General features: G+C 73.5%; 4 protein-coding genes. All 4 read right to left on the bottom strand.

Annotated features, from left to right (window positions below):
• Positions 1-572 (bottom strand): DUF5684 domain-containing protein (locus tag NH287_RS14870; protein ID WP_253036234.1); only part of this gene is annotated, 572 nt, incomplete at its 3' end.
• Positions 573-625: 53 nt separating this feature from the next.
• Positions 626-1,285: a spermidine/putrescine ABC transporter substrate-binding protein gene (locus NH287_RS14865; RefSeq protein WP_253036233.1), complete on the bottom strand. Its 660-nt coding sequence runs from the start codon at positions 1,283-1,285 to the stop codon at positions 626-628.
• A gap of 65 nt (positions 1,286-1,350) precedes the next feature.
• Positions 1,351-1,818, bottom strand: a complete 468-nt coding sequence (locus NH287_RS14860; protein WP_253036232.1) for a hypothetical protein — start codon at positions 1,816-1,818, stop codon at positions 1,351-1,353.
• A 16-nt stretch (positions 1,819-1,834) separates the two neighbouring features.
• Positions 1,835-2,555 (bottom strand): ABC transporter (locus NH287_RS14855; protein WP_253036231.1); only part of this gene is annotated, 721 nt, incomplete at its 5' end.

Raw genomic sequence — 2,555 nt, 5'->3', positions numbered from 1 at the left:
CAGGGCTGGGGCGCGACCGGTGACGCCGGGGCGGCCGCAGGACCCGGCCGCGCGTCGTCACCCGGCGCAGGGGCGGGCGCCGGGAAGGGCGGCGGCGGCAACGGCGGGCCGAAGTCCGTTCCGACCGATCCGAACGGCGCGTAGGGAGGCGACGCGGGCCGCGCCACCGGATCGGGATGCAGATGGGCGGGTCGCGCGCCCCGCCACTCAGCCGGACCGAACCCCACGATCGTCGCCCAGACCGGGAACAGGAGCGCCCCGACGACGGTCATCCCGCCGCCGTACCCGAACCCGGGGTTCAGCCGGTGCACGGTCAGGATCAGGAGGATCCAGACGGCGATCGGGCCGACACCCGGCACGAGGACGAGGAGGGCGAGCCACATCGAGAACCCACCCCAGCGCAGCAGCACGGCGATGTTGAGGACGGGCACCCATGCGCGCCAGGGCTCCTCGCCCATCTTCCGGAAGGCGGCCGAGAGCGCCAGGGCGACCCACACGTACACCGCCGCGCCGAGGACGAAGGCGAGCAGTCCCAGGACGACACCCGCACCGCTGTCGACACCCGTGATCATCCCCCCACCCTAAGTGAGCAGGACCGGCCCCCGCGGAAGGCAGCGGAGCCGCGTCAGACCCCGGGAAGACCGTCGCCCGGGTCGAACGGGGCGTCGAGCGAGCGGGTCAACTCGTCGAGCAGTGCCGCGATCTGCGGCTCGACGTACTGGGCCACGGCCGTCTGGATCCGGAGGCGATGCCGCAGCAGGATCGTGCAGACCTCGCGCCCCACCATGCTCGCGTACTCGTCGGCGAGGCGGACCTCCTGACGGAGCGCCGCCTTCGCGTCCTCGGTGAGCGGAGGGAGCGCGGGCACCGCGGCATCCGCTTCATCCGCCAGACCCGCGATCGTGAACAGGAAGGGGGCGCCCGGGACGGGATCCGGGTCCATCGGCAGGCCGTCGAACTCGGGCTCGAGCCCCTCGGCGGGCCGGTAGGTGCGGGACCGGTTGCGGTCGGCCTGCTGGTCCAGCTCGGCCTGCAGCATCGGGAGGTTGCGTGCGGTGTAGTGCGCGACGGCGTTGTCGACGATCGTCTTGATCCGGGTCGACAGACCGTGCTGCACCCCGTGCGGCACATCGGACCCGAGACCCGCCGCCGAGAGGACGGGAGACCCGAGGCACCGTCGGCAGGGAGCGACCCGGCCGCGGTGCGTGGCCGGCTCCCAGCGCGGCAACCAGCGCAGCCAGGCCTCGACGGCCTGGTCCACTTGCGTCTCGAGCGAGCGCTCCACGGCTCCATTGTCGCGGAGATCCGCGCCGATCGGGGCATTTCCGCCGTGCCGGATGCCGTCGCCCGTCACTCCTCGTCGTCGTCGTGCTCCCACGGCCACTGCGGTCTGCTCGCCCGCGTGCGCCCGAGCGCGATCCCGGCCCACGCCGCGACGGCCGCGGTCACCGCCAGGACGAGGAGATACCACGACACCGCGAAGTCGCCGACGGCACCGACCGCCACCGCGGGGTCCGACCCCGTCAGGATGCCGCCGGCCGCGATCCCGACGAGATAGCCGGCCAGCGTCGCGGCCGCCACCCAGAGCGCCCCGACGTAGCGGCCGCGGCGGACCGCTCCGTATCCGGTGGTCGCGAAGACGAGGGCCGCGAGGAGCATCGCCGTGATCCCGGCGCCCTGGCCGAGCGCCGGCTCGGCGAGGACGTCGGTGTCGGTCAGCAGGCTCGTGAAGCCGAAGCCGAAGATCGCGAGCGCCGCGAATCCGATCGTCGCGAAGAACGCGGCGATCGGCGGCGCGACACCGGCGGACGGCGACATCGGCCGCGGCCGCCTGTCAGTACTGCTGGAGCTGCGGGCCGGCCTCAAGGGTGCGCTCGTACTCGCGCTGGGCCTCGTCGTTGAGCTCGATCACCCGACGACCGCGACGCGCGACCCACGCACCGAACCACACCGTGATCTCACGACCGAGGACGAACGCGATGACGGCGAGCGGGGCGAGGAGCTGCTCCCCCATGAGCTGGGCAGCCTGAGACGGTGCGATCGACCAGAACGGCGCCTGGAACAGCTGGCCGAGCAGGTGACCGCCGTAGGCTGCGGCGCCCACGAGCAGCCCGAAGACCACCCACAGACCCCAACGACCGCGGTTGATGAAGGCGCCGAGGATCCAGAAGCCCAGGAAGAAGACCGCCACCGGCACCCAGAACGCCCAGGTGGTGAGGATCTCGAGGGTGCGGCTGCCGAGGTCCGCGAGCGCGATCGACTCGTCGAGCGCTGCGAGGCCGAGCGTGGCGGCCAGGTAGAGGAGCGCGAACACCAGCGCGGCGACGAGACCGATGGCGCCGGCGGCACCGCGGTTGCCGCGTGCGCGCGGTGCCTCGGGGGCCTGCACGAAGATCGGCTGCTGCGAGTAGACCGCTGTCGGCGCGCCTGTGGCGGCGGGCTCGCTCGAGGTCACCGTCGTCGGGGTCTGGTCGGCGTGCGAGTAGGCCGCCGTCGCGACGGCCGGGGCCGCCGCAGCAGCGGCGGGAGCCGCGGTCGTGGCGGGCTCCGGGGCG

This window comes from Microbacterium sp. CnD16-F (genome assembly GCF_024124465.1).
GTDB lineage: Bacteria > Actinomycetota > Actinomycetes > Actinomycetales > Microbacteriaceae > Microbacterium > Microbacterium gawkjiense.
This window is presented reverse-complemented; position numbering and strand designations above follow the sequence as displayed.